Consider the following 4,617-nt stretch of genomic DNA (forward strand, 5'->3'; position numbering starts at 1 on the left):
ACCGTAGCCGGCGGACTGGTACAGTCCGTACCACTCCTCTCTGGTAAGATTAACGTCTGCGGCCCTGAGAAGATCGGCAAAATGATCCGGATTTACCGTTCCCAGAACCACCTGCAGATTTCTATCCAGACGGAGATTCCAGGCAGCGGCCACGGCGGCTTTGGAAACCTGATACTTCCGGGCGATCTCATAGAGTCTGCCGTTCAGAGGGCCATACCCAGGATTGTCAATAAAGGAGCCCTGGAAGGTACCGAACTGGAGGGGACTCCAGGTCTGGATCCGGATCTCATTGGCGCGGCAGTAGTCCAAAGCCCCCAGAGATCTGCTGAGGCCGTTATTGGAATAGGTATTGGTCTCCAGCCCTTCCGAAACCATGGGAGCAAAGGCCAGACTCAGCTGAAGCTGGTTATAGGAAACCTTGCTCCGAAGATGACGCTGCAGATAGTCGATCTGGGCCGGATGGAAGTTGGAAACGCCGAACTCCATCACCTTGCCGGAACACTGCAGCCTGTCAAAAAGTTCGCCGATCTCCTCCGGTTCCCAGAGAGCGTCAGGACGGTGGATAAGGAGGATGTCGAGATAATCGGTGCCGAGACGCTGCAAAATGCCATCCACGGCGTTCTCCATGTAGGCGGCGGAATTGTCATAGCCTAAGCCCGGTCTGATGCCGCACTTGGACTGGATAACCATGCTCTCCCGGGGGATATTGCGGGATCTCCGCCATTCTCCGAACAGGGTTTCGCAATAGCCGTTGCCATAGATATCCGCATGATCAAACCAGCGGATTCCGGCTCCCCAGACATAGTCAAGAAAACCGAAAGCTCCGTCGTGACCGCGGCCGGCAAGACGCATCATGCCGGAAATAATTCGCTGAGAGATATCTGTCTGAGGTGTATTCATAGAGGATCAGGCTCCTTTTTACGAAATGGCAACGGGGTAAGCGCCTTGAAATCAAGGAAGGACTGTCATGGGGCATCCGGCATCATGAATGCCCGGTGACGCTCTTTCCTCGCGGAATCAGCCCGGAAAAGCGATCAATTTCCGGTGTGCTCAGTTCAGTGTAACAGCAATCGGGAACAAAAAAACAGCGGGAGACGGCAAAACTGGATCTCAGATCATGAGAGAATGCAAACGGAGAAAGTTTTCATGAAAAATCCGGGTAACGGCGCCGGCGTCTCATGTCCGGCTGCGACCTCAGTTTTTTCCCCGGCAGTTTTCGTTTGCTTTCCCCCGCCGCAAAAGACTGAAATGCCTGTCTCCCGGAAAAGAACAAGCCTGTACCCGGAAAAACGGATACAGGCTCTTTATATCTTCAGCGGCTCCTGAAAGGGGCAGGCCGCCTCTTGAGGATGCTTCCTTTAGCCGCCCAGCGCTACCATGCAGATTATCATGATCTGCGGACTCAGAATACGCAGGAACATGGTAAACGGATACACGGTGGCATAGCTGAGAGCGGAAGCCTCGGAACTCTTGTAGAGACCGTTGGCAAAGGCCAGAGCGGGAGGATCGGTCATGGAACCGGCCATCATGCCGCACATCTGGAGGTAGTTGACGTGGGCCACCTTGTATGCCAGAACGCCGGCAATCAGGATGGGGATAAAGGTTACAAACACGCCCATGCCCATCCAGGTCAGACCGTCGCCGTGAATAAGGTCGTCAAAGAAGCCGTTGGCGCCGGATCTGAAGCCTACAATAGCCAGGAAGAGCACAATGCCGATTTCCCGGAGGGCGCTGTTGCCGGCTGAGGGCATGAACCAGTTCATCTTATTGAAGGTAAGGGTATGACCGTAGCAGGAAAGCAGAATGGCCATTACCAGAGGACCTCCGGCAAGACCCAGCTTAAGCGCGGCAGGCAGTCCCGGCACCGGAATGGCAAGGCAGCCCAGGCACATGCCCAGAGCCAGACCTACGAATATCGGGAGCATCTTCACCTTGGAAAGAGCCGCGGCGCTGTTGCCCAGAATCTTTATTACCTCGTTAATGGATTCCTGACGGCCCACCAGGTTGAGCTGGTCACCGAAGTTAAGCACGGTGCCGCTGTGGGGAATAAAGCTGACGCCGGTACGGATGACACGGGAGATCACCACCTCGTGGCGAGACTTGAGATCCAGTTCCTCCAGAGTCTTTCCGAATACCTTTTCGTTGGTTACCACCACCTTCTGAACCGTTAGCTCGGAGCCCTTGGTAGTAGTGAGAGAATCCTTGACCTTTTCGCCGATGTTTTCCGAAGCCTTTCTCAGATTTTCATCCTCGCCCACCAGATGGAGGATATCCCCCTCCTGAAGCACCACATCAGTCTTGGGCACCATGAGAACTTCGCCTCTCTTCAGACGGGAACAAACCACCTTGTCATACTGAAGAGCCATGACATCACCGAGCTTCTTGCCGGCATACAGGGGATTCTTAAGCACCACGTTCAGGGTGTTAAGATCCTTGCGGCCGCTCTTCTTCATGAGATCGTAGCGCTCGCCTTCCTTGTTGACATCAATGCGGAAGATCATTTTGATAAGGAACATCACCATGATAATGCCCAGCACGCCAAAGGGATAAGCCATGGCATAGGCCTTGGGAACATTGGCGGAAATCAGCCCCTTGGCATTAAGATCCGCTCCGGTCAGGGAGGATGCCAGATCGTTTATCATCTGCTGGCCGGCGCCCAGTGCGGGAGTATTGGTAACCGCGCCGGAATAAATGCCGATAACATGATCGATGCGCATGCCGAAAAACAGATTGTAGGAGGTGGCAATGAGGGCTCCCAAAAATACAATCAGCACCGCAAAGCTGATCAGTTTAAGGCCGTTGCCCTTCAGGCTGGCAAAAAAGCCCGGGCCCACCTGAATGCCGATGGTATACACGAAAAGGATAAGACCGAATTCCTGCATATAATGCAGAATATCGTTGAATGCCACGAACTTGGCATATTTCTGAACCGTACCCGGATCCGCGGAATGCGCTGCCTGAGCAAGATCTACGGCTGACGGGATCCACCCCATATACGAAGCCAGCCATCCCACAAAAATACCACCGAAGAGCACGCCACCGATACCGATGCCGACTCCGCGAATTCTTATATCTCCAAGCAGTATGCCGACTATCGATACCAGGGAAATTAGCACCGTAATCACAGCTATGGTACTGCTGAAATCAAAGAGTCCCATATTTAAGATCCGAGATTAACAAAACAAAGAACTACCGAAAGGATATCAGAAAAATCACCGCTGCTCTCTGCGCCGGCATCGCATGAAAAGCGCTCAGACATTATCCGCCCCGAGTCATCCGGGAGACGGTTCGATGAAAGATACCGCGAAATCATGCAGATAAAGACGCCGCAGAACAGCTTGTGAAAAATTCTGACTGACAACCCCTGATTTTACAATTTTTTTGAACAAATTAAAACTTTTTGCAAAAAATCCTTTTTCCTGAAAACCCTCTCTCACACGGAACAGCGGCTCTGTTTTTCTTCATCTGTCCGGTGCCGGAAAAATTTCCTCTGCCCCCTGATGTTCCCATGAAACGGCCGCCCGGAGGCCTCTCCGGAGATTCTGCCGTTCCCCGCAGGACAGACTCAATTCTGAAAAGCAGCCGGCATTTTTGCTGTCTCAGGGCTCGGCAAAGTAAGGTATAATTCACCGGTTGTTTCTTTTTTCTTCTTTAATTAATTCTGGGTCACTGTAGTTGTATGCAAAATGCTGTAAACAATTCCAAGGGACTGGTACCAACGCTGAAGGCTCTCTTTAATGTTTTCATGGGAGATGCCCCGGTCTGGTACAAGCAGTTTATACTGTGCTGTCTCGTTCTGAATCCGATCCTCTTTGCCGTCAGTCCCTTTCTAGCGGGCTGGTGTCTGGTGGGCGAGTTTATTTTCACACTGGCCATGGCGCTGAAGTGCTATCCTCTGATTCCCGGAGGCATCCTGGCCATCGAGGCCATCTTCACCGGGATGACGGATACCACCACCATCTACCATGAGATTGAAGCCAATCTGGAGGTTATTCTCCTCCTGATGTTCATGGTGGCCGGCATCCACTTTGTCAAGAAGCTCCTGCTCCTGGTATTTACGCAGCTTCTGGTCAAGGTGCGATCGAAGGTGATGCTGTCGCTGATCTTCTGCTTCATGGCGGCGTTCCTTTCCGCATTTCTGGATGCTCTCACCGTGCTGGCAGTTATCATTACCGTATGCTCCGGCTTCTATGCCGTGTATCACGAGGTGATTGCCGGCGCCGGCACCAAGCTTAACGATAATGAAAAGTTCACCGGCCTGGATCGCGAAGATCTGGATAACTTCCGTACCTTCCTGAGATCTCTTTTGATGCACGCCGGCGTGGGCACCGCTCTCGGCGGCATCTGCACCATCGTGGGCGAACCCCAGAATCTGATCATCGGCCACATCGCCGGCTGGCACTTTTCTGAATTCGCGCTCCGGGTAATGCCGGTATCCGCTCCGGTGTTTGTACTGGGACTTATAACCTGCTGGGCTGTGGAAACCTTTAAGATTTTCGACTTCGGCGTCAAGATTCCGGAGAAGGTGTTCAACATTCTCAAAGAGTCCAGTGAAAAGCAGACCAAGGCTTTTTCCAAGGAGGATCGGGTTTCCATCATCATGCAGGCCATAACCTG

3 protein-coding genes are annotated in these 4,617 nt (G+C 52.6%); 1 reads left to right on the forward strand and 2 read right to left on the reverse strand.

What is annotated here, in order from left to right; all coding sequences use genetic code 11:
• Positions 1-900: aldo/keto reductase family oxidoreductase (locus tag ACJROR_RS14750; RefSeq protein ID WP_406547759.1), on the reverse strand; the 900-nt coding region annotated here is incomplete at its 3' end.
• A gap of 458 nt (positions 901-1,358) precedes the next feature.
• The gene (locus ACJROR_RS14755) at positions 1,359-3,158 is read right to left on the reverse strand and encodes a putative transporter (RefSeq protein ID WP_406042146.1); all 1,800 of its coding nucleotides are present in this window, start codon (positions 3,156-3,158) and stop codon (positions 1,359-1,361) included.
• Positions 3,159-3,679: 521 nt separating this feature from the next.
• On the opposite strand from ACJROR_RS14755, the gene ACJROR_RS14760 reads away from it, so the two are divergent.
• Positions 3,680-4,617: SLC13 family permease (locus tag ACJROR_RS14760; protein ID WP_406547760.1), on the forward strand; the 938-nt coding region annotated here is incomplete at its 3' end.

The organism is Succinimonas sp. (genome assembly GCF_045225735.1).
Taxonomy (GTDB): Bacteria; Pseudomonadota; Gammaproteobacteria; order Enterobacterales; family Succinivibrionaceae; genus Succinimonas.